This window comes from Paenibacillus periandrae (assembly GCF_022458865.1).
GTDB classification, from domain to species: domain Bacteria; phylum Bacillota; class Bacilli; order Paenibacillales; family NBRC-103111; genus Paenibacillus_S; species Paenibacillus_S periandrae.
On the sequence record NZ_JAJNMU010000008.1, the window covers coordinates 225,977 to 249,804 of the forward strand.

General features: G+C 36.2%; 23 protein-coding genes. 20 read left to right on the top strand and 3 right to left on the bottom strand.

The genetic code is table 11. The features are described from left to right. The first annotated feature begins 2 nt into the window (after positions 1 to 2). From LRL21_RS15315 to LRL21_RS15350, 8 genes are all read left to right on the top strand, one after another. Complete coding sequence (locus LRL21_RS15315; RefSeq protein ID WP_240416666.1) at positions 3 to 1,454, top strand: hypothetical protein; 1,452 nt, start codon at positions 3 to 5, stop codon at positions 1,452 to 1,454. A 281-nt stretch (positions 1,455 to 1,735) separates the two neighbouring features. Beyond that, the gene (locus LRL21_RS15320) at positions 1,736 to 2,818 is read left to right on the top strand and encodes a GGDEF domain-containing protein (protein WP_240416667.1); all 1,083 of its coding nucleotides are present in this window, start codon (positions 1,736 to 1,738) and stop codon (positions 2,816 to 2,818) included. Between the two features lie 177 nt (positions 2,819 to 2,995). After that, positions 2,996 to 4,000: a hypothetical protein gene (locus LRL21_RS15325; protein WP_240416668.1), complete on the top strand. Its 1,005-nt coding sequence runs from the start codon at positions 2,996 to 2,998 to the stop codon at positions 3,998 to 4,000. Positions 4,001 to 4,282: 282 nt separating this feature from the next. Then, positions 4,283 to 4,522: a hypothetical protein gene (locus LRL21_RS15330; RefSeq protein WP_240416669.1), complete on the top strand. Its 240-nt coding sequence runs from the start codon at positions 4,283 to 4,285 to the stop codon at positions 4,520 to 4,522. After that, complete coding sequence (locus LRL21_RS15335) at positions 4,512 to 4,922, top strand: hypothetical protein (RefSeq protein WP_240416670.1); 411 nt, start codon at positions 4,512 to 4,514, stop codon at positions 4,920 to 4,922. The genes LRL21_RS15330 and LRL21_RS15335 overlap by 11 nt, the downstream gene beginning before the upstream one ends. Before the next feature lie 9 nt (positions 4,923 to 4,931). Further along, the gene (locus LRL21_RS15340; RefSeq protein WP_240416671.1) at positions 4,932 to 5,522 is read left to right on the top strand and encodes an NYN domain-containing protein; all 591 of its coding nucleotides are present in this window, start codon (positions 4,932 to 4,934) and stop codon (positions 5,520 to 5,522) included. Between the two features lie 159 nt (positions 5,523 to 5,681). Then, a complete protein-coding gene (locus LRL21_RS15345; protein WP_240416672.1) occupies positions 5,682 to 6,110 on the top strand; it encodes a hypothetical protein in 429 nt (142 codons plus the stop codon). Positions 6,111 to 6,322: 212 nt separating this feature from the next. After that, positions 6,323 to 6,907 (top strand): hypothetical protein, encoded by a 585-nt coding sequence (locus tag LRL21_RS15350; protein WP_240416673.1) that lies wholly within the window; start codon positions 6,323 to 6,325, stop codon positions 6,905 to 6,907. A gap of 1,527 nt (positions 6,908 to 8,434) precedes the next feature. Here LRL21_RS15350 and LRL21_RS15355 read toward each other — a convergent pair. Next, positions 8,435 to 9,187 carry an HD-GYP domain-containing protein gene (locus tag LRL21_RS15355; protein ID WP_240416674.1) on the bottom strand — a complete coding sequence of 251 codons (753 nt, stop codon included), beginning with the start codon at positions 9,185 to 9,187 and terminating at the stop codon, positions 8,435 to 8,437. A 637-nt stretch (positions 9,188 to 9,824) separates the two neighbouring features. On the opposite strand from LRL21_RS15355, the gene LRL21_RS15360 reads away from it, so the two are divergent. The 6 genes from LRL21_RS15360 to LRL21_RS15385 all read left to right on the top strand — a co-directional run bounded on the left by LRL21_RS15360 (position 9,825) and on the right by LRL21_RS15385 (position 15,803). Further along, on the top strand, positions 9,825 to 10,304 hold the full coding sequence (locus LRL21_RS15360) for a hypothetical protein (protein WP_240416675.1): 480 nt from the start codon (positions 9,825 to 9,827) through the stop codon (positions 10,302 to 10,304). A 7-nt stretch (positions 10,305 to 10,311) separates the two neighbouring features. Beyond that, positions 10,312 to 10,569 (top strand): hypothetical protein, encoded by a 258-nt coding sequence (locus LRL21_RS15365; RefSeq protein ID WP_240416676.1) that lies wholly within the window; start codon positions 10,312 to 10,314, stop codon positions 10,567 to 10,569. Between the two features lie 378 nt (positions 10,570 to 10,947). Continuing rightward, positions 10,948 to 11,265 (top strand): hypothetical protein, encoded by a 318-nt coding sequence (locus LRL21_RS15370; protein ID WP_240416677.1) that lies wholly within the window; start codon positions 10,948 to 10,950, stop codon positions 11,263 to 11,265. Between the two features lie 811 nt (positions 11,266 to 12,076). Then, a complete protein-coding gene (locus LRL21_RS15375) occupies positions 12,077 to 12,277 on the top strand; it encodes a hypothetical protein (RefSeq protein ID WP_240416678.1) in 201 nt (66 codons plus the stop codon). 1,010 nt (positions 12,278 to 13,287) lie between these two features. Next, positions 13,288 to 13,875: a hypothetical protein gene (locus LRL21_RS15380; protein WP_240416679.1), complete on the top strand. Its 588-nt coding sequence runs from the start codon at positions 13,288 to 13,290 to the stop codon at positions 13,873 to 13,875. A gap of 275 nt (positions 13,876 to 14,150) precedes the next feature. Beyond that, complete coding sequence (locus tag LRL21_RS15385) at positions 14,151 to 15,803, top strand: LPD1 domain-containing protein (protein ID WP_240416680.1); 1,653 nt, start codon at positions 14,151 to 14,153, stop codon at positions 15,801 to 15,803. A 388-nt stretch (positions 15,804 to 16,191) separates the two neighbouring features. On the opposite strand, the gene LRL21_RS46265 is transcribed toward LRL21_RS15385, so the two are convergent. Beyond that, a complete protein-coding gene (locus tag LRL21_RS46265; RefSeq protein WP_240416681.1) occupies positions 16,192 to 16,965 on the bottom strand; it encodes an MmcB family DNA repair protein in 774 nt (257 codons plus the stop codon). Between the two features lie 64 nt (positions 16,966 to 17,029). Continuing rightward, the gene (locus LRL21_RS15395; protein WP_240416682.1) at positions 17,030 to 17,584 is read right to left on the bottom strand and encodes a hypothetical protein; all 555 of its coding nucleotides are present in this window, start codon (positions 17,582 to 17,584) and stop codon (positions 17,030 to 17,032) included. 468 nt (positions 17,585 to 18,052) lie between these two features. Between LRL21_RS15395 and LRL21_RS15400 the strand changes: the two genes are divergently transcribed. The 6 genes from LRL21_RS15400 (at position 18,053) to LRL21_RS15425 (ending at position 23,813) form a co-directional block, all read left to right on the top strand. Beyond that, positions 18,053 to 18,616, top strand: coding sequence for a hypothetical protein (locus tag LRL21_RS15400; RefSeq protein ID WP_240416683.1), 564 nt, complete (start codon positions 18,053 to 18,055; stop codon positions 18,614 to 18,616). A 236-nt stretch (positions 18,617 to 18,852) separates the two neighbouring features. Further along, positions 18,853 to 19,056 (top strand): hypothetical protein, encoded by a 204-nt coding sequence (locus LRL21_RS15405; protein ID WP_240416684.1) that lies wholly within the window; start codon positions 18,853 to 18,855, stop codon positions 19,054 to 19,056. A gap of 389 nt (positions 19,057 to 19,445) precedes the next feature. Then, positions 19,446 to 19,634, top strand: coding sequence for a hypothetical protein (locus LRL21_RS15410; RefSeq protein ID WP_240416685.1), 189 nt, complete (start codon positions 19,446 to 19,448; stop codon positions 19,632 to 19,634). Between the two features lie 706 nt (positions 19,635 to 20,340). After that, a complete protein-coding gene (locus LRL21_RS15415; RefSeq protein ID WP_240416686.1) occupies positions 20,341 to 20,922 on the top strand; it encodes a hypothetical protein in 582 nt (193 codons plus the stop codon). 202 nt (positions 20,923 to 21,124) lie between these two features. Further along, positions 21,125 to 21,538, top strand: a complete 414-nt coding sequence (locus tag LRL21_RS15420; RefSeq protein WP_240416687.1) for a hypothetical protein — start codon at positions 21,125 to 21,127, stop codon at positions 21,536 to 21,538. A gap of 154 nt (positions 21,539 to 21,692) precedes the next feature. Continuing rightward, on the top strand, positions 21,693 to 23,813 hold the full coding sequence (locus LRL21_RS15425) for a hypothetical protein (protein WP_240416688.1): 2,121 nt from the start codon (positions 21,693 to 21,695) through the stop codon (positions 23,811 to 23,813). The last annotated feature ends 15 nt before the right edge of the window (positions 23,814 to 23,828 follow it).

Genomic DNA, 23,828 nt, shown 5'->3' on the forward strand with positions numbered 1-23,828 from the left:
ATATGGCTGATAATAGTGACCTGCGAAGAGTAATTATCGCATCTCAAAACACAAATTTTGCTGGAAAACTCAAAACGTTTGTTGAACAAAGTGGATACAAAGTCTCAGAAATCGTTGTATTAGCAGAATATTTAATTGAGACGATTGAAGAAAGTTACAACAATGATGAGCCGATACACGCTCTAATTATTACAACGGACTTGGCACATAAACTGAACGACGAAAGATTAGAATTTCTTTCTGACTGCTTAGTAACAATACGTACGCGTCATAGCCAAATCAAAATGGTTGTTCTATCTAATGAAAGGGAAGGGCACCCATTTCTTGCAGAACTCGTAAGTGTAGGCATTTATAACATTTTCTTAAAATCTTCATCGAATGATTCGATAAATGTGCGTGAAATCTTAAACTGCTTTGATACACCTAAAGAATTTGCAGAGGTCTCAAAATACAGGGAATACAGTTCGGATATCTTATGGAGAAAAATGAATAGGGGAGCAGTTGAGTTTACTTTAAAGACAGAAAAAACTAAACAAGAAAAAAAATTAGAACAGAATACCGAAGATCATTCTGCTGGATCAGAATCGCATGAGGGTAAAATAAGTACGGAAAAACAATCTACACTAACTACTGAAAAACCAAAGCAGCCTTCAAGAGAATTCCATATTGATGATAACATAGAAGATTATGAGATCCCATTCCCAAACATAGTCGAAAAAATCGTTGTTAGAGACAGATTTTACGGCTCGGTAGTAGTTGCTGTCATCGGTATTAAATCAGGCACTGGAGCAACGCATTGTTCAGTTTCTATTGCTAACTATTTAGCGCGAAAGGGGAACAAGGTAGCATTAGTTGAATGCAATGAATCGAGTGACTTCAACTACATTGAACTGTTATATAAAGGGGTTAGAGATGAATGGAGTAATTTAGGAACAAAATCCTTCAAAATAGATGGTGTAAATTACTTTAAATCGGATAACTCAAATTTGGATTTGATATCACTACTTTCGTCTGAATATACATTCATAGTGATGGACTTAGGGTCCTATGGTCAGACAACTTATTTTACTGAATTTCTTCGTTCAAACATACAGATTGTTGTAGCAAGTGGTATTGAATGGAAACAGCGGCATATCTTTGATTTTCTTTCAAAGACAAGTGAGTATGAACAACAGTCTAAATGGAACATAATCCTTCCTCTTGCTGACAACCAAACTATAACAGACATTGAGAGAGATTTGGAGATGGATAGAATTTTCTCGCTCCCCTATCATCCGGACCCATTCAGAAGAAATGAAGAGGCTGAGAAAGTATTTGAAAATATAATTAGTAGGACTTCAATTCCAACTATGAAACCAATTAAAAACAAGAATATTAAATTTCTTGTAATAAGTTTGTTGTTACTTTCATTTATTTTAGTTGGTTTACTTATTATTCAGAATCTCTGGGTGTAGATGTGGTTAAAAGTTTATTGGAAAAGTAGCGATCAAACCAGTTGGAATTCCCGGTTTAAAGTGGATGATCGTCATTTAAGGGTATTATGAGGCAGAATCAAGAGATTTGTAATTTTACTTTTTAAAACAAAACTAATGTAATACACATTATTAACAGAGGTATTCTTATAAAATATAGGTGAGTGGTTTAATTATTAACTACTCAATAGGTAAATAGCATAAAGCGAAATATAATCAAGTGTTAAATATTACGATTCATTTGACGGAGAAGGATGATAAACTTGCTTATAAACCTTTTTGGAGATAGTTTGGCTCCAACAAATGTGTTAATTAGTATACCTCTTGGGCTTATCTTACTATATTTGGCTTATCAACTCTTTTCAGCAAGACGAAAGAGATACTTACCACTGACAATAACATCTATTGTTTTAACGATTTTGCAAGTAATATCTTACGTTGCTTTCACGGTTGGTGCAACACCAGTGGGTGGCTTGTTTCAAAGTCTAGCATTTTCTTGTACCTTAGTATTTATCATTCTATTAACACAAGTTCAATGGAAACAAAATATTTATGAGAAGATAATATCATTTGTCCTATCTATTCTTCATGGGACAACAATTGTATTAAACTTGCAAATAACATCAAATGTTATTGTTATTCTTTTAACTGGATTTCTCATGAATCAGATCAAGAATAATGTAAAATCTGCAAGTAAAAGTATGGCATTGTTATTGATCCTAACCATATATGCCCTAAGCGCTATTATTGCCTTATCAATAAACTCACCCATATTTTGGACAATATCAAATTTAATACATCCCATTCTTATAATTGCGATTTTTATCACCCTTCAAGAGCGGTTAATGAAAATGTTAATGAATTCTTATATTGCATCGGTAACAGACCCTTTAACTGGCCTTTATAATAAAAGGCAATATCAAAGACAATTGCAAACAGAAATGAATTTACTTAGTAAAGATTTATATGCAATATTCTGTGATATTGATAACTTTAAAAAGTTAAACGATACTCAAGGACACAAGAAAGGAGATGAAATGCTAATAAAAGTTGCCCATATTACTCAAGAAGAGGTCAGTTCCTACGGTATTGCAGCGAGGTATGGTGGTGAAGAGATTGTAGCTTTTGTTAACTTGGAGTCGCATAAAGTTGACATCGACTTTATTACAGAACGAATTCGTGAACGGGTACAATCTGAGACGATCGTAACATTAAGCATTGGGTATGCAAAGAGTGATTCTTCTCTGACCTGCGATCAGTTAATTCATATGGCTGACAAGGCGATGTATTATTCTAAAACTAATGGTAAGAATTCTGTTTCTGCTTTTAACGATTCTATGGATTAACAATTCATGGGGAGCCCACAGGGTATACTAGATCGATTGAACGAAGAGCACTAAATGGGTAACTATATGCATCAAAAGCCCTGAGATCGAAGATTCACATAATAGTACATATGATGTGATGGTAGAGTTTTAATAAATTAATCGTTGTGCATTCATATTCATTTGGGAGGAAAAAACGTGAATGAAGAAATTGTATATAAACCAATCATATTAGGTGAAGATGGAGCAACAGGGGAATATATTACCTGGCCTTGGTTTGAGGAACAACACTCGACGATGACAATCATCGGGTCTCTGAACAATAGCCCACGACTGAAGTTGGTCGATCGTATAATTAATGAAATACAAAGTCAAAACACAAATATTGTTTTTCGGATTTCAAATTCGAATAAAGTGTCAGGAGTTAGTGTAGACAGTGATGCAATCCTTTGGACAGAAAAAATACCTGATCCCTCAGAAGAATTTGAGGATAGAGATATTTTCATTGAAAATCGAAGAACTTTCTCAACTTCATATTTCAATTTGTTCGCGATGTCTAAAGGGATTAAGCGGTCGGAACTATTGCCCAACACTTCCTACCGATGGCATATGGAGGGACCACTAAATGGGTATCAAAGAATAATCGAGAATTTGGATGATGATCATCCTTATAAACTCGATTTGATGCATGAACTTGAGAAGATTTCCATAGTTCCATGGTATAAATCCAAAGAGAATGGAGCCGTATTTCAACTCGATCAGAGTTCTAAAGTGGTAAACAAGGCACTGTCATTCTTGAGGGCAGTGTGGAGTTTTTGGTCAATAATCGGCATGTTAGATGATGAGAAGAAGATACTCTTAACAATAGATGTCCCTCCTGAAATATTGGATTTCAAATTAGAAAAAGATATTGCAGAAGTCGTTTCGTTTTCGTTTGATATCCTTCGTTATCTTGCTTATGAAACAACAGTAGCGCTTTTAATCTCTTCAGATATGATGTATCCGGCGCCGGAGAAAGAAATCAGGCATAAGATTATCTTCAATTCTTCCGAAGTGACAGATTTTGACCTGAACAGTGAAGATATTAAACCTGGCATTGACCCATTTCTATTTGAGATGTGGGGTAAAGGGGAACAAACAGCTGGTATTCATTTTGATGATATTATTGGATCCCAGACGATTCTTATTCCAAGAATCGATTGATGGGTTTCGGCTATAAAATCTGTAACTTGCTTTTGTAATCTTTTCTAATTACGACTAGCCGTATAAGGATGATTCCTGATGTTTTCCAAGAGCGTGGCCATTGAATTGGAGTATCGATATTGATAAAACGAAAATGCTCGTAATCGACGAAAGTTCAGAAAGGATAATAGCCGGGGGATTATTAGCTGCCGGTTATTTTTGTTTTCTAAGTTGAAATAATTGTGAATGAGATTTATAGTTAACTTAACTTAATCTTGTAATAAATGAACAGAGGTGCTTAGTATGAATGAACCTGATCTGAATGGGATAAATCAACTCGAATCGGGTGTTTTAGTCCAAACATACATATGTATTTTAGCCATGATTAATTATGGTACACCAGAAGAAAAACAAAGAGCCAAAAAAAAGCTGGTTGAACTAGAACCATTGATTGCAATGCATGTAAATAGGAATGCTTTCCGATATGCTATTAGCAGCCTTGATTGGCAGGCAGAGGAAGTGAAATTACTGAATGGATTTTGAAGGGAATCATTTTAGAAAACCATCCAAATACTGGATGTGGGTCTTGATTCCACTTGGATGTCTATTACTGGTGATAACGGCTACTCAATTGGTTAACCTATTAACTGTAAGCAAACCAGAACTCTCTGCAAAGACATATTTTTTATTGAGTTTTGCTTTCTTACTTACAACAATATATTTATCATTTGGATATTTATATCTACTTTGGGCAACTCCGCTCAAGAATACATTAGTTGAAATTTTCATTAAAGACGATCGAGTATTGGTATATAGGTTTGAACGATACCTAGTGGATGAATCTATACTTTTGAACTTCAGAATTGATGCACGACCGTATAAAAAACTTTCACAAAAAGATCTTAAAGATGTCAAATTCGTAGTGGGACAAGAAGGCAGATAGGAGTGCGGGATGCGACTTGCTAGAAGGTTACTGAAAAGCTCTATATTTATTGATGAAGATAACGCAAAAAGACATTTGCAACATCTAGGAATAGAGGGTTTTCTTTCATGGCTTGCTTTCTATAAAATGGTAGAAAATATTCTCAAAGAGAATTTTGGAAGTTCCATGAAAACAGAATTTAATTTTTATGGAGCGCTACCACCGAAAGATATGGAAAAAATGTATAGTATGCGTCACCGTTTTTTTTCCAAACTTGGATATGATGGCATACGTGTTTCACTTGGAGAGTGTCATAGATTGCCTGATGGAAGTATTACACAGAAACAAGTTGATTTACTTATAGCACTTGATATTCTGCAATATTCAATGTATAAATACGACTACATTATCTTGTTTTCATCAGATGCAGACTTTGTACCGGCTCTACAACGAGCAAGGAATAATGGTTCTCATACCATCGCCATAATGTCTAAGAAGAGCCCGGCATTTTTTACTAAGAAACATATTAACGAGGTATTATATCTAGAAGATATTATTCTTAAAATGGATAATAAAACATTCATATATACCAATAAAACGCAACTGGATGAAATTAATTGAACCCACCTATTCAATTTTGTAATGTTTTATAATTTTAGGCTATTTGGATTTTATGGTGGAATGACAAAAGTGTGAAATCCATTCTAACAAGAAAATGGAATATTATTTTTACAAATTCGCGGGACAATAGTCTTATCAATTTGAGAGGAAGAGATAGAAATGAAAGGCCTATTTTTGAATGTGTATGGAACAAACTACACTGCTTCTGGAAAAACAGATCCATTTGGGGATTGGTGTCTTAATGTAGTAACTCCCCGAGAAGTTTTGGATCGCATTAATTCAGGCGAATTAGTTCCCAAGAACTTTTTGGACGATAAAGAGAGTTCACAGTATAGCTTTTATGTCACTTCAGATGATCTTCCGTTATGTGACTTGTTAAGAGAGATGTTTGAAGATAGAGGAATTAGCCTTTCACTTTGTCAGGTGATGGATATCTGGAGTGAACACTCTGAGGATTTGTCTGCGACTTGGTTGGATTGGGATGGAACTTCACTTGACGAATTAAATGCTATCCGGGAAGAACTAATTGCTGGAACTAGATCGTCGATGTATAGGGATAATCCTTGGGAGGAGAACTCCTGTAGGTGAGAAGCAGCCGCTACAGAGAGTATTTCAGAACAGCTCATAATAAATATTGTCTTGTTTCAACTGGAAAATAAATCGTCATATTCACCAAGAAATCCGTATACCCTAATTTTATATCCTAAAGATTAAATCTAATTAATTGGTCAAATAACCGGTTCAACACAATTATCTCGAAAACTGATTAAAATAACTAAGAGATATGAGGTCATAATTCAATGGTGATATTAATTGTAGTGATCATAATTGTATCGTTGTTCATCATTGGACTTTTATGTGGTTCACAAAGTACTTTACAAAATAATATTCCAGTTGCCAGAACTCGTTCCCAAGAGGCAACTCGAAGAAATCATGTAGGTCTAGAAGTGATAGATTCAGATAAAGATACTTTACTTGCAAAAATTCATAGTCTCTCGGCACAAGGTTACTGCATTTGTTTTGATGATGAGGTGCTTCTTGAAAATCCGGATCTGTTATCTCAATTGAGTGAAAATGTAAAAGTTTCTATCGCTAAGGATATCATAGACACATTAGAAGGATACTCGAAAACAGCAAAATACGGATTTAAAGTGAAACAAATATTAAGTGTCTTAATGACACGTGCAGAAAAGAAGATTTGTCATTTTGACGGTTTTTATTTAAGAAAAGGGGAGTTTTCTCCTGATAAAATAGAAGATAGAGTCATAGGTGCATATCTGAAAGATCAAAATAGTAATTTGCACTATAATATTTTGATTTCAAAGCGTCCTGAATGGTGCTCAATAGCATCAAGGAATGGTTTGAATATACTTCTAGTAAAATGATATAGGCTATATGGAAAATCTGGTGGAACATTTGATTTGTCAAAATAAAAAAGCCAGGTAATACTTATACTTCTTGTTGATTTTCATTATTTTCATCCTCCTCAAATGAAATCGAATTTACATCTACTCTATTAAGAAAAACATTTTTCAAATATACCCTTCATTGTAATCATAAATCACTTGAGTTTAATACCCCTTCAATTCAACATCGGACTTATCCAGTAATTCAATTCCACGCCATTCATCATCCCAAATCGCAGCATTACATTTACTATTATTTTCAATAGGGTATGTGTTTTCTACCATGATTCTGGATGGATTTAGAGTTTGAAGGCAAGCTCTAGTAAGAGGTTGATTCGAAAATATTAAGCAGTCTAAAAAAGCAACTATTCCAGAGTAGTGGGGTAGTTTTTTTATATAAAAAATCCTGTCGAAAATTGCAGGGCATGCTTCTAGAGACTAAACTGATGATATCAGAGGAAGGAGGTCCAAATTGATAGGTAGGATTTTGAAAAAATGGCCTAAAGGTGTAGTGTTATTGAAAAATCATTTAAGAGAAGGAGGGCATCGCCATCATTCAGCAAGTAATTGTAGATCTTAACGAATTGCTCTCTCAGTCCTCTTTATATTCCAATGAAGCAAGACGTTTTATCATTAAGGATGGGAAGCTGAGTGAGTCAAACCAGTTACGTTCAAGTGGGTATTTATTAAATGAAAAAACTAGACAATTGCTAGTAGAACTAATTTGCAATAAACTCTCGAAGCGTGAGATCCAGCATAATGGAGCGATTACTATTGAATATTCATTCAATTATGATACCGAACTAGTTGATGGTTCCATACACATACGAAGTTCATAAACAAAGATACCAGAATTCATGACTTCTAATCTTAAGATCAATGGGGGCCCAAAGGTAAACAGTGACTAGGGGCACCCCTTTTTACATTATGTATCGTGATGTTCCTTAAAGGGCGTGACAGTAAATACTCATAGTAACACATCCGAGACTTTAAAAATCCATAATTATCACATTTGAAGTCAAAAATTATTGAAAAAACAATTTTATGTCATTACCAATAATACATGATACCACTTCGTTTTTTTATTTATCGATGGGTTGGGACAATAACATATCTCCGAATTCCTTATCGAACCAGCCTTCACTCCAAAAATGTATTCGAATTAACTTAGATCTGTGAGCACCCAATAGTTCCATTTTGGTCTTGTTATTTTTAAAATATTTTCGTATTCGTTCCGCTCCTTACGAACTATTACTACCGTTATTGTTTGACAAATCTTATAGACGACGCATTGGTTAAAAGGTTCAAAAATTGCGTTTCGGAGTGAAAGGAGTGACAGGAGCTGCGTTCTGGGATTATCCGGTAAACCTCAAATAGCCCAAACCTTGTGAACAAGAGGAGGGCTGAATTAAGCTAAACCATGTACCGATCTATTAAACGTTCGTTGTTTTTCCAACTGCGAGGTTAATTTTTCCTACAATTCTTATGGTATTGAAGTGACTCATATCATGTTTTATTCAACGACCCCTTATCGCTTGTTCCAAAAATAGGTGGCCTGACAGGCGCCATATGATTATTGCGAATACATTCAATGAAAACCTGAGTAATGATTGGATCAAATTGCTTACCACTTTGATTCATGATCGTTTCAAGAGCCATCTCTGGTTCCATTGCTTTGCGGTACGATCTTGTGGTTGTCATAGCATCGTAGGCGTCACAAATGGCAACGATACGAGCTGCAATTGGAATATCATCTTGTGCTAACCCACTAGGATAGCCACTTCCATCGACTCTCTCGTGGTGATAAAGAACGATATCAGGAATGCATGTGTTTTGGAATACCTTAATTTTAGAAACGATCTGATGTCCTCGAATTGGATGATCTTTAACAATGTTGAACTCTTCCTCCGTCAATCGCGAAGGTTTTGTAAGAATCTCGTCAGAAATATAAATTTTTCCTAGATCATGCAATTTACAACCCATATAGATATTTGCACAGTCAACATCAGTCAATTCCATTTTCTTTGCTACATTGTAGGCATACAAAGCCACATTCGAAGAGTGCTTAACAGTATAACTGTCACGTATCTCAACCATGGTTACAAGTGTGTTTAGCGTATTTTCGGTTAATAGTTCCAAGCTTTCTAAATCTAATGTATTTCCACAATTCCAACTATTCTTTTCGGGATACATTTTCAAAAATAATAATGTCAACGAACTTGAAGTTAGGATAAAACCAGCAACTAAACTGAAAAACATAGCAGGTGTATGTAGTTTTGTACCTATGAGCATTCCTATCAAAAATAGAAAAAAAAGGCTCAGGTTATACCCTATAAGTGTCCGACTGAGCAAGAATAAACCACCTCCACAAAAGAAATAGCACCACAAATTAGTCCCATAAAGGACAAATTCGTGGTGCTTCCATCGAATAAAGTATTAATTTCTTATTATATTGTACCAAATAAAAACTTGTTTGATAATACATAACGAGAGACATATAAAAAAATAGTTGACATTATCGGGGTCATACGTTAATTTATAAATATACAAAAACCAGTCCTTATCCGGTGAATCTATAATCAAATATGTTTTTTTTGAGGAAGCACCTCTTACGCAAGAGAAAAACTTGCATAAGGGGTGCTTTTTGCTTTTTTTCCCGATTATGTCTGGTAATAGAAAAAGGAGACTTTAATGCGTGTAGGAGACAGGGTTATAACACAACACCAGCATGTGGCAATTGTTGTAAAGGTGCCAAAGCGAAGTAACTTTGTAACAATTGTATTAACTGTTATGAGTCCTAACCGACGTAAGATTAGGGTCAGAACTCGTGTAAGTGCTAATGAATTGGTGATAAAGAAAACTCAAATAAAAAAAGGAAACGAGGTTTGATTATCTTATGAACGAGCAAGTTAAGATAAGACAAATAGAAATGGATATACTTACTCTCTTACGAAATGGAGTCGTAAATACCTTAGAAGTTGCAGATCACCTAAAATTAACGTATTCAGCAGTGCACTCCATTATTAACCGTATGGTAATGTATGAAATAGCTCACCGAAAAGGAAACGGAAAGTATTCTCCAACTGAAGGAGATTTTATAACTGCGAGCGATGAGGAAGTTATTGCATATCGACGCAAGAAAAAAAATGGGTTAACTAAAGATTCAAGTAGTGTTTTAGATATCCCTGTTGAAATCGTCGAATATGTTAGTTTGCAATACCGTAGCAATGTTGACCGAAATGTGATTCTTACTCGATTAAATAAAAAAGGAATCCAATTAACTAAATTTTCACTCAATCAAATCATCTATATATATGGAATAGATCGTGAATTTCCTCAGCGTAACCGTGAATCTAATCTTCTTGTAATGGTTTGAGGTCACCATGTTTGATAAATTAATGATCCTTCTAATTCTATTTATTGTCTTTGTCTACTTATTTAACTTGCGAGGAATTAAGAATGCAACTCTAGCTTTAATAGTATCCGGACAAAAGGAAACAGTAGACCAAGAAAAAGATGTTCGGATTATAAAGAAACACATTATGTGGTATACGAGAGCAATTGTTGCTTTATGTTTAGTTTTACTGGCTTTAGGTGTGGTCACTATTCGCGAATTTGTTATATTGCTCTTTCAAAACTAACCAGGTTTGCATAAAAACAAAAACCAATGCAACCTATTCTTCTTGAAAAAAAATGACTTAAATATCAAAATAACGGTCTATAATTTGTCCGTTATTTTTTATATTTAAGTCATTTTAATTGAACTCTGCTCATCTTATCTTAGAGTTTCCTCCCTATATAATATCCTTAAAAACACTCTTGGCATTCCAATTTTGGCCGATCAATCGTCAGGGTTTAAGAAATAAGTTTTAGACTCATACATCAATTGTATCTTCGAAAGGTATCAAATCAGGAAATAAAGTATTAGACTGTGAAGCCTCATACAGCAGTTGACCGTCGTGGCCGGCTGCCGTTTGCGGCAACCTCGTCTAGAGAGAAACAGGAACAGGGGAGAGAATATGATCGTTAAAACATTCATGGGAACGCATATTGATCTTGAAAAAATTGTGTCTATATCAGATGCTTTCATAATCGACAAGATGGGTTCTGGAGGCCTATATGTTGGTTTCGATATAGTAGTTCAGTTATTAAATGAGCCTATCAGGTATTCCCGAAGTTTAGAAAGGAATATTGACTATCGTTTTTTCGTGGAGTCTGATAATCCTAAACATGAATTAATCTATGGTGAAGACGGCATAACACCGGTTGTGGTTGAAAAACTTCAAAAACAAATCGATTCACTTGTTGCTCTTTGGAAGCAAAGTAAAGAACTCTGATAATTGTTCAAAGAAAATAAAGTGTGCGGCTTGCCATCGTGGCCGAAGCATCGGTCTACAACTTTATTTTCATAGTCTAGTACTTTATTTTCTCTCAACACTTTTTCCATGCCTTCTTCAGTAACTACCCGCTGTTTACCATTTTTTTAATGACCACATTGAAGAATCATCGATCCGCTGTCTTAGAGTTGACCTGTCGATTTTCCATGTCCCACACGCCTCTGCTTCTGACATAACGGTTATCATTCAGTAAATTAGAATAATGTGTAATTTACATCATTTACTTAAGTCTTAGTATATGTCTCGGTGTCGTGATTGTCTTATATAATATTTATCTTTAGTAAATTTCTCACTTATAATGAACTATCAAATATATATCTGAAAGATGAAACAACGGCTGGTGAATGAAATAGTTAGTTTATCATATGAGCCTTTTCTCGAAAAAAGATTTTTTTGATACAATAAGTAGTAAGCGATGAATCCTATTTGGAGGACAGATGATTTTTAATAAACACTTGAACAGGTTCAGATATTGACTTTAAGGTCCAAGGTCTTTGTATCAATTGTAAAAGGGAACATACCTATTGATTAAAAAAGAAAAATCATTTCTCTGGGGTGAACAAATGGATTCCGTTTGGTTCCGAAAATATTATGTCTGAAATGCCCCTTGTTGTGATCCAAAAATTCGCGAAATTAAGGAGTGAATAGGTTGAATCACAAAAGAATGAACAGAAAAAAATTTGAGTAGAGATAAGCAAGAGAATGGATTCGAAAGTTGAAGTTCATATCATGATATTGAGGGCTGATATATATGCAAAAAAGAATATGTTGTTCAAAGATTATGAATCTTGAAGTTATTCGTGATGATGTTGATCCCGAAGATTTGATATTTTCCTTTTATTGCAGCGTCTGTGAAGAAGGATATGCTGTAGGTTGGGAAGAGCTTTGTGGTGATCGTATCATAATAGAAGAAGATGCTTTGATAAGGTTAAGACGACAAAACAATAATTAACATCGGCGGTATTCCAATTATGATAATTCTTGATGCTCTGGTTGCGCTTATTATTTTATATTCTTTAATTGGCTTGATACTAGGGATAACCTGGTTCTCAATTGGGAAAATTTTAGAACTTGATAAAGATAGTGAATACTGGAGTCTAGTACTAAACTCCGCGAGCGGACTTGTCTATTTCTTAATTGTAGTCACGATTTTTTGGCTGCCAGCCCTTTTTCCGTATATCCGTCAGTGGAAACTTAGACTCAAATTTAATAAAGATCGTGTTCCGAGGGGGCCAATAGCAGCTTGGAGGGAGATTCTCTTTAGACCACTTTATTATTTAAAAGAACATTTTTTCAACTGGTATAACATCCAATAATTATCTAAGAGGGTAGAAGTATGAAGATTCATACGTAAAGAATCACTTCATGTAAATAACCCAAATGAAAGAAATTGGAGGGTTATCTGGTTAGGTTCTTTATAAAGTAGTTAGAAATGAAGAATTTTCTAAAAGAACAAGGTCCCGCTTAAGCTAATAAATAATGGTAAGGCAACACATGATTGACCAAAGAATCAGAGGACCTCAAGCTTAGACTGGTAAAGTTATTTTGTGAAATTCAAGAAAATACATCCAAGATATTTCTAATCTTACGCTATTGAAGTATCTGATTAAGTGACTTCTTTGTTTCCCACAGACAACAATTTTAACACTGTTAGAGACAAAGGGGAGCTACTTCTTTAGTAAGTTGTTATAAAATATTAATAAAAACTAGGAGCTAATTTCTATGAGAGATGTCCGCTCCTAGTTTTTTGTGTATCTAAATACGAATATATTTAACTTGAGAATATACCCGATTCAAATCATAAACCATACTGACATTACGGACATAATTAATTCGTGACAACTAATCTGCAAGGTATACAAGAAAATGGTGTTGGTTAGAATGGAAAGTAGAATGAATTGACATAGCATCATGGTAAAGAACATATGATTTACAAAGGACTCAGGAGGGAGATAGGTTATTGTGAGTAGTGTTTCCGGTAAGCAGAGGAATGATTGGAGTGAGCAAGAGGACACAACTTTAGCAGAGATCGTACTCAACCATTTAAGAATAGGTTCTACGCAGCTTAAGGCATTTGAAGAGGCTTCCCAGAGACTAATTACCCGATCGGTGGCAGCGTGTGGGTTTCGTTGGAACTCGACTATTCGAAAAAAGATAAAGGATCAGATTGAAAATGCAAGGAAACTGAACAAAGCTAATGTTAACGACAAACCAGTAACATTAAACGGTTTATCAACCTCTGGTGATACAGATACCAAATCAGTAAATAAAACAGAAAAACGTGCTGATAAGGTGACGAACTTAGATATTATGGAGCAGCTATTAGCGCCCGATCGTGTGAAAGAACTTGCAGAATACATGCAGGCTTTAAGCGCGAACATCTCACTATTCCAACGGATGAGAGGATCTCTGGAGGAAAAAGACAGAGAGATCAATAACCTGAAGGAAACGATTGAGGGCATGCAGATAAAAAGCCAGAGATTGGAGTATCTGGAGGAAAAATGGCGAGAGTTCTCGACCTTTGCAGAACGAGTCAGACTAAATGGATAATGATAGTGCATTCACATTTTAGGTGATAAATGATATGATGAATGCATAATTGGACTAACATTCTACTCTGAGCCAAGCGGCAACGGAGATTTCATTTTAAGAACACACTAATCAAGTGAACATTCTGATCCTAGATCAGACATTACCCAAAAGGGTTGTTCACGTATGTAGTGTGTTCTTTTTGTTGTGGAATCTTATTTGTTACGAGCTCATTGGTCGTTTGTTTAGTCCTTTTCTATTTTTGACTAATAGAACTGATCGGGAGGGATTCACTTATGAATGTACGCATTCACACATTAAAAAAAGACGAGGTATTTAAACAACAATTCTTACAATATGGTATATCCGAACTGGTTGCTGAGGTGAAATTTTCAGTTTCTCCTGGAGACTCTTATTACGAACAAATGAAAAAATTCGAATCGGCAATCAAGAGGAAGGTTAAATCCACTTTTTTTGGGCTATGCTTCGAAGAGAAGATACAGTTTATCCAAGACATCTCATTCGGACCCTACAAAATCGAAGTTCAATTAATGAAGGCATTTGAAACAGAAGAAGACAAAACGATCTTGAATATTCTTTGTTCTGCAGGAAAAATCGTGAATAAACCAGAAATTTATGAGCAATATCTGCCTGCAAAGATGACAATAACCCGCGGTGGAATCGTATCTACCGCATATTCGTTACTTAACAAAGAACTCCCGGAGAAGTACCACTTTGCAAAGTATGGTTGGAGACAAAATATGAAAAAGATAGGCAGCTTTATGTTTGTGGATTGCCTCCGATTACTCACGATGAACATTAGTTTTAATACGTTAAGCCAATTTACTGAGAAACAGTCTGACTATATTCGTTATAAGATTACAGATTACTATTCTCAGGAATCTGTAAAATGGAATAAGCCGGTTCTTCCAGAGGATGAAGCCTTTGCGGCGATGGTTATACAGGAAATAAATAAGTATAAACTACCTTTTGTGGAAAGAGGAGTAATTTTAAAAGTTAATCAGTATTCTTTTGAGGAATTTTCGCTTCAAAAAGAGGATGACATCCCTGTCATCCTTAATTCCAAACATGGTAAAGGTATTGTGATTCCGCGATTTATACGCACAATGTGCTATGTGAGGGATAAGACAGAACGTATGTTAGAAGAACACTCGACATACGCTAAGGCATTTCAAGACAAAAAAAATGTCACTTTGAAAGTAAAATCGGTGATGCAAAAGAATGAATTTCTAACGAGATATGGAAAAGTGGAATTAGATACGGACGTTGATCTCGATCGTTTTAGATCTTTGGAGAAAGAGTTTGAGGTATTGAAGAAATCAGTCCATATCCCTCTTGCAAGAGATTACAGTTTTCGTATACGGAAGCTTGGTAAACATCGAGCAGCTGGTCTACATTATGCTTTTTATCGGGCTACTATTATAGATATCGAGCATCCAAGCTCTTATATGCACGAGCTTGGCCATCAATTGGATTATACAATGAATGATAACAATATGCTGAGTGAGATGATGTCATTTCTGCGGATCATTCAATTGTATGAGGAAATAGCCAATGAAAACGTATCGAGACTTCCATCCAATGATCCTTTTGTAATAACTTGGTTTGGAAAGACCAAATTTAATAGGGATTACTATTTTCAGCCAACAGAGGTATTTGCACGTTCATTTGAGTTGTACCTTACTAAGTGTAAGAAGATCGAATCATCGTTCCTCAAGGAGAACTATGACTCCCCGATCTATCCAAGTGATGCTACCTACTTGGAGGTAATACAGACATATTTTGATGATTTGTTTGCGAGTTGTGAACCTGTAGATGAATCAACTAAAGAACAATCATTTAAGTTAGGTCCATTGATTGCCTCTAATTCAATTGTAGAGGAACGCATATATCCGATCTTCAAAAATGGACAGTTATGTCTATTTTAAATAGTTACAGACTAACCGCCTCTTACTTAAAAGAGGCGGTTTTGATTTTATATAGGAGATAACATTCATTATAAAACATAAGCGTTATACATATTAGAACCAATTAAAGGGAAATGTCATGATATCAATCGGTATTAGCCGTTTGATCTTCTCTTATCGATGTGAAGGCAAGCCATTTATGTACCTGGAAGACTGTTTTAATTTGAAATTATTAATGGTGCTTGTAATAAAGGTTTAGACTGTCTGAAGTAAACATAGTCGAACAGTTTCTTCAATTACTCTGGAATCTGATGCTGCTGGCAAACTAATCTCTGTGTGATCGATGCTCCAACTACAGCGGACAACTGTGCCAGCAAATCTGCAGATCGTTCATAGGTGCTCCAGGTACCTAAAAACCGAATATAAACTTCTTAGAAAGCATGCGCGAGATCTGAAAGATGAGTTCTTGTCTATTTTTTGCTGAAGGACTTAAGGATGAAGATACAGCAACCTCAAGTGTTGCACCGCGCTTAACCGGAAGAAGTAAGCCTGCTTTTGCCTTATCTTTAAGCAACTGCTTCTCATGGTTCCAATTCACTACATATGGAGGCGTACAAAAATAAAACGCATCACATGTGTCTAGATAGCTTGTCCATTTTTCATCACCGAGCAGGTCACTCCGGGATGCTTTCACCTCAATAATGACGATACGCTTTTCCTTATTAAAGCCTATTACATCCACACGCCGGCCATTATCTATTACCAATTCCGATACCACAACATATCCTTGGTTAAATAACCATCGCATCGCTTTTTGCTGCAGCTCGCTGTGTGTTCGAAGATCAGCAGCGGATAGCGAATTGCGAGCCTCAACAGCTTCCATGAATGACATCACTGAAGTCTTCTGTTTCTTCTTAATCATCCGTTTGATTTTATCTTGTTCTTTGCGGATCTCTTGGATCTGGTGTTCCATCTTCTTGAGCTGACTCGTCAAACTTTCCGCGATAAGTGCTTTCCCATTCTTATAGTAGGGACTGTTCGGAAATTCGTAATAGGAAGCAAAGCCTGAATCCATTTTCTTTTTCCATCGCTCAAATTCTTTGTCTTCATCCCACAATACATGGCCGCGATGCTTCTGCCGAAGTCGGTAAGCCTCAATAACTTGATCTAAGTCTGGGATCACATAAAGATACTGGGAATCATCGAATATAATCACTTCTTTTTTCTTTAGATCCTGGAACCACAAGCTATCTACACGCTTTTTGAGACAATACTGGTCCCCCTACAATCCCTACATGCTCAATGATAAACGCCTTTATATCGGGATCGTACCGATCAAATTCGGAAAGGCTCGCTTCTATTTTTGATTTGAGACGTTGGTACTCGTCCTCTTTAGCCGCTAGCTGCTGAGTTTGCTCTTCCAGACACATAATACTTCGCTCTGCCTCTTCCTGAAAAGCTTGAACTCGCTCTCGTTTTTCCACCAACGCCTGCACCAATCGCTTTAAGTTATCCCGTGTGGTGTTTTCGTCGCACGCAGCCAGTACTTCTTCAAGCCCCACCCAGTCACCCGTTTTAAAAAGATCGGCAATATATAGCACCCTGAGCCCTTGGCTCTTCACGGCATCGAGCGCGAACCGACTCAATTGCTTTTCAGCTGCGTGTAAAATCGAGCGATACCTTGATAAGCGTTTTGTCTGATCTAATGAGAGTGCATGTTTAGCGGCAGCGGCGGTTACAGACAATCCGTCTTGTAAGTCTTCTAACACCTGCAGGCTTCGTTTATCTTTTCCTGTGATCATGGCTACCCTTCTTTGCAAAAAGTGTACGGTGCACTTTATCAGTATCTAATTCGACTAGAAATGCAAAATACATTTTAATATTGGGCATTTCCTTATCTTTTTCTTTATATCAATGTTCAAATAAAATATGTGCAGATTATCCACGCCCATCTGGTATGAGTGCAACATATAGAAGAATAACTGAATTATGGCTCTTTCTCGAATAGAGACTGATTAGGTTATAATGAAACAACTCAATGCAACAATTTGGGTTAGAAACAGATCTAACAATACAGTTGATTCTGGCCATTCGTGGAATGAAATGAAACTATCAAGGAAAGAGGATGATGGGGCTTGAAAACGGAATCCAAAGAAATGAATACAAATTTTGTCCTTCTGAGTATATTTTTATTGGCCCTTGTAATCATAAACAGTCTGGACCTTACTAATCAAATTGTGAAAGGAGTACTAACTATATCGTTGACGGTAATGAGCATGTTACAACTGTATGGTATTATGTTCAGGGTTGCACGTATGTCGGAACGTGTCGAGAAATTGAAAACGAGAACCGACATTTCGCCTGTACTCTCTGCTTTTACAAGAAATGTAGATGTTCGTACTTATCTTGTTCGTTGGATCCCTGACCACATTTTTCAAATCACATTCAGCATTGGCTTTCTCTATGAGCTACGAACAGAACCTGATATGATTCTAACGATATTAAGCCATCTTCCATTTATTACACCATCTGTCGATTTTGCATACATGATGTTTATTTTATTTATATTGTCAGACTTCATCATATTTTTCGGTTTGAAATTAAGTCGAATGAAAAAGGCGATTGAGTGTTTATTATTATTGATAATTCCCAATTACTTTTTAGTAGGAACGATTGGTCTTATGGTGGTCCTAAAACTTTTTTTTCATTTCTTTGTTTTTTCAATGATTGATATTATACTTCGTAAATACGGTATCGGAACATCTTTGTTGTGGGTTTTTTTGTTCTTATGTATATTCCGTGAAGTTGTCCATTTTATGAACAGATCAGAATAACATTATTTATTTTAACATTAAACAAGGGACCTTCGATTGGGAGTTAATTCCTCCTTTTTAACCGAATGACACATTTTGAATGGTCAACTTGGAGTGACGAATGTGAATGAGCAGAATGGGGTATAGACATTAGGTTCATCAATAGGTTACGAGAATCTAGGGGTAGATGGTAATATCGAGGAATATAGAACAATTGAATTGTTGGGGAACAGTCCTTAACAGTAAAGGGGTAGAACATGGAAGTAGAATACAAAATTTTCATAAAAGGAACCGAAAAAGCATATATTGACGGCCATATGGTAATACCAAATAAAGAATCTGTAGAAATTGAATTTCTAAGCGAAGAAGAAAAGTCATTAGAAATCTATTACCACGTATACTCTCATGCTGGAATTGATAAAATCAAAGATTACGACAGGACAGAAATCAACTATATTTAACTGCAACATTATTATCCCTCCAAACCAACTGATGGCAAAAGAAGAATGCGAAAATATTGGCAGCGGTGAGGTATCTTTTAGCTGGGGAATAACTGATATTACTAGCTATTATAAATAAAAAGCCTCTTCGAAAATATGGTTGAATATCGTTAACGTAACGAGAGTATTAAGATTACGGTGTTGAATGCTCTTCCAGTACTGTAAGAATAATCAACCGAAAGATAAACTCTTCACGATCAGATTCTGAAATATTGATACAGGGAGCGTGTATTTTATGAGTCCAGATAAAGTTAAAATAAGTTTACCAGTTGATAAAGAAAATAGCATTTCATTGTAAGTAGACAAAACGATCCTGATGTTATCGCATTACGTGAGTTGAAAATCAACTAGTGAAATTATGGAAAGAAAAGGGTTCCGCAAGTTCAGATTTAGTCAACACGATTCAAGAAATTGAGACTAAGATTGAAAACGGAGTTTACTCAGGGCTTGGAGAAAAATTGACTCAATATAGTAGATATATCTCAAAGGAACTTGAAGATCGCTTAATATCTGATATTTTGGAAAAAAAGGTTGAATAACAGTATTTCCACCTTGATTAATAATTGGAGAAGGACGAATAATAAGCCCTTTTCCAGCACAAAACCGAATACCCATAATAAAAAATATTGTTGTCGCCAATTTGTTCAGATCTAAACTATTTGTTCTTATAACAATGGTATTCTTATAGAAAAAAACGTGCTATGATAGGCATATCAAATTGTTACTATTCCCGACTTCCGCCATGCGGCACGAAGTATTTAAATCTTGGAAATAAACGCCTTATCTGTTGATTACGCTCATCGTCTATTTGACGTGAGGATCAATAGGTGGGCGTTTTTTTATATAAATTATATGAATTGGAAGGTGTTCCACAATGGACAAACATGCCACGTTACAAACACTTCAGGAGATTCGTTCTTTTCTTTTGACGAAGCTACACGAGGAAAAAAACAAAAAATCAATGAACATGGACGATTTCCTTAGAGTCCAGGAGTGGGCAAAATCAGTTATACCAGATTTGAATTTTTTTAACGACCAGGAACATCAACTTCAACTCATATTGGAGAGCATTCAACAAGAATGCGGTACAAGACTTGCAACTGAAGCTGCCTCGAATCAAAGGAATGACCTAACAACGCGTCAACATATAGTGAAAAGTTTTCAGGAACTAATAGATGATCATGTGTATGAACTAGATCCAAGCATACCTATAATTAGGTTGTTCAGAGAAGGGGGGACCCACAAATGAAGATTTTTAATAAGTTCTTCGGTTTGTCTCGTCATCATGAAAAAAGGCTTCTCAAAGAGGCTTCTCATTGTTGGAATTATAACCCTCAGTGGCATGTGGACTGTGCCGGTATTGAGTTTTATACAGAAGATGGGTTACATTTAGTGGCCCGAAAAGGAAATGTCATACTTAGGAAACAGCCCATTTTTTTTGAAATCAATAAATGGAGACCGCAAATATATGATTTTTTCTCAAATGTGTGGGTTCTGGCACAGGATGAAGGTGTTAAGCGATTGCACTGGTTCTTAGAACCGAGATTGATGGTTATTGAATGGACCAATTATGAGGATTATTATGATATGTTCCATTTGAAAGCATCACTAGTAGATAAAGACTACATGTATTATTTACTACTACTTAAAGATATAAAACAATTGAGTTTGACAGTCATCAAACAGAGATTTGAGGAATTGGATATTAAGCTTCAGCATGCTGCCACGCAGGAGGAAGTAAAATACATCGATCTTGAAATGTCAGCTTTGACTAAAGTGCAACAAGAGAAACTGAATAATTATCGGGAAGCAAATTCATATTCTTAACCAGTAGATAGATTTTGAGTAGACTTCTAATGACAAGTCTTTTGCTGAAATAGCACAATCTATGTTTTGTATAAAGAATTGTTGCTCCTTTGTTGTTAATGGGTGCAAAAGCTATAAGAATGCATGGCATTAATGACACATTGAAATGATACTCGAATTTGCATGAGCAATCATCTAAATTAAAATTGGGAGGCGATATGATTTGGATACATTAGGTATGAACTTTAATGATCTGGTGCGGGACCTGAATCGGCGCTTTGAGGCATGTGGCATTTCCACCTGCGAATGGGAAGACGGATATACGAGTGATGATGTGGAGGAAGTGTTGATGTATCTACAACTATGTCTTCGTGCAATAAAGATTGAAGGCGATGTTGTCATGGTGTGGGATCGGCTTGATGAAAACGGAAAGTATCCCATCGGAGATTCGGAAGTTTGGATTCTCTATAAGCGCTCTGACGGCTACAAGGGAACACCAATTTCAACTCCATTTATCTCTACATATGGAATAGAGGACATCTTGATGGACTTGATCAAATTCAGTGAAGGTACATTGGAGCTAAAGCCGATAACCTTTAAGCGGATTTCTCAGTTTAACATGATCTTAAATCACTGATTTCAGGCATAAAAGAAGCGGGTTACGGAAGTAACGAGATACCGCTTCTTTTTATGTAGTTCGACTTTAATTATTGATTCACGCAAAAAGTGAAGTTTAAACATACAGAAAATTACACTGAAAAATAGTATTTTAATGATGAAGGAGGATCAATATGATCTCTGAAAAATTGGAAGGGCTTGATAATATCGTTCGAGCTCTTGAATTATGGGTTGAACTGACGAATGTCGATCCAAATGCAAAGCATATGAGAATACGAGATTTTGATCTTCAGCAAGCAAACAAAAACCTTACGGAATCACTTCTTTTGGATCCATCTAAAATCACGACGGTTATGCTCTTAGATTATTTTGTTCGTGACTATCTCAATCAAAGGACATTTACCGTACAATCAATATTAGATGATTATAGTGTCTTAGTTGATTATTTGGCTAAGTGCAAAGAAATTCTGTCGATATTGGAAGATGAAGAAGTGATCGAGGCAAAGGAAACCTTTCGCAATAGTGTTATTAAAGCACTTCAACATTATGGTGTGACAAATCAAAGTGTTTACTCAATGGCCAACAACTACCATGAACTCGGTTTTCTTCGACGGGATGCCCTTCGATCCATGGAGTCATTAGAAGTTCATCAATTCTCGCATGGCGAATCAGATGGAGATCGACCGATATATTATGATACTGTACATGAGTTCTGGAATATCAATTCGTTGATCAAGACCATGGCACAAACGAAACGGTCAGGGATTAGCTTGAATCTCATTCGAGATCCTTTCAACATGGCATCCTTTTTTGTATTCGCGTTGCGAAATGGGGGTACCCTATCGATTCTCACGGATAAGAAAAAAGAGCCTCATCCCATTGCCAAGAAAATGCACCGGCGACCTGATCGAATTCTCGGTGACCGTGTTTCGCAGAACCATTTTCCTTACGGTTTAATGAATCTGGAATTTAGTGAGGACGGTCGTGAGGCGTATATCATTGAGGAGGAGTCTTTCGCTGTCGCGCCTTTCCAAGCACATATGCTGCCTATGAAGAAATTGGCGGACCTTATGCCAAAAGAAATCATATGGATAGCCATGATGTTTAGCCGTATCGAGCAGAGGTTTTGGAAAGAAAACTTTAAGACCCTGGGACTTTCTTATACAGGTGAAATGATTAAGCTGCCGGAATCATTGATCGTCACTGCTTCCCATCTACCGGCAGTCATCGATAACTATAAAGTTTTGGAAGCACCTGTGTTAACAAAGAAAGATATTACCTATGATGCAATGAAAGAGGATTGGGGAGAGCGTACTACCCAATTTCATAGGTGGATGGAAGAGCGTTATGAACATCTAATCAAAGATGATTACTTGAATATGCTGGACGACGGCTTAAAAATAAAAGTGCTTTCTGATGATACGAAGGAACAACATGAATGGATAAAAATAGTGGGGAATAACCTTATCGTCACGGAACTGGCAGAATCAAAAGTCCTCTCAGTTTATGAATCGCTTCTTGATGACATGCCTTCATGGGATCGTGAAAAAATTATGTATAATAGTGGTCGCGTGTACGCGATGGATGCCACCATGTTTGGCTCATCAGAAGAACTTATTTCTGACCAGAGGTGGATAGCCCGCTACAATAAGGCTAAAATTATTAATCAAGCTGCTCGGGAAGAATACGATAACCGACGTGAAGAAATATATCAATGGGTCAAAGATAGGATTACGCTTAATGCCCCGGCTCTCTTTGAGGCTATAGCAAAGGGTGAATTACTGGAATCTTCGTTCATGAAGAATTCGAGTAATGGTGAGGATGAATTGCAAGATCGGAATATGCTCCGTTTATTCTCACGTGCGGGTGATACGCGGCTCAGAAATCGTGAAACTTCCACTTACAATACACCTATAAAGATTCATAATGGCCGGGAGAGAAGGACTGAAAAATATTACTGTATCGTTAATGATAGTGTGGCTTCATTATTCGCAAAATTTATTCCGGAAACGTTAGAAGGTCTTGCACTGATGTGTGGATGCACTATCGAAGAGCTCCCAGATTTACTTCATTACTGGCAGGTACGAGATGCATCTGGGAATAACATTTCATCTAGGAATGACCCTATGGAATGGGTAGCAAAAAACCCATGGCGCGATCTGAAATTTGATACGATTCTCTATTTGAGTAAATCAGGTTATAACAGCCTTTGTAAGCAACATGGTACGACGCCAAGTCGTTTCTGGGTAGTAGAGGAAAATGAACGGAAGAAGAGGCGTTCAATGCATTTGTAAGTGATACACAATGAA